At 63.1% G+C, this 312-nt stretch carries 1 protein-coding gene; it reads left to right on the forward strand.

Translation table 11 applies throughout. From position 1 onward, the window contains the following. A partial coding sequence (locus tag EOB49_RS35060; RefSeq protein ID WP_164781996.1) for an ABC transporter transmembrane domain-containing protein occupies nt 1-312 on the forward strand: 312 nt, incomplete at both ends.

The following is a 312-nucleotide window of genomic DNA, read 5'->3' on the forward strand; positions in this document are numbered from 1 at the left end:
TCGGCATTGTCAGCGTGCTTTTGTGGCTCGATTTCCGGCTCGGGCTGCTGACGCTGTCGACCATGCCGGTGCTGTTCATCGTGCGCCTGTTCTGGCTGCCGCGCGCCAAGGTCGCCTTCATGGCCGCGCACGAAACCAACTCGATCGCCAATGGCGCGCTGGCGGAAGGCATCCACGGCGTGCGCACGGTGCAGAGCCTGGAGCGCCAGCACGTCAATTTCGACCTCTACGACGAGAAGGTGCTGGCCAATCTCAATGCCCATCTGACCTCGGCGAAATACGCGCAGGTGATGGTGCCGAACGTCCACACGC

The organism is Mesorhizobium sp. M7A.F.Ca.MR.148.00.0.0, from assembly GCF_003997735.1.
Lineage (GTDB): Bacteria > Pseudomonadota > Alphaproteobacteria > Rhizobiales > Rhizobiaceae > Mesorhizobium.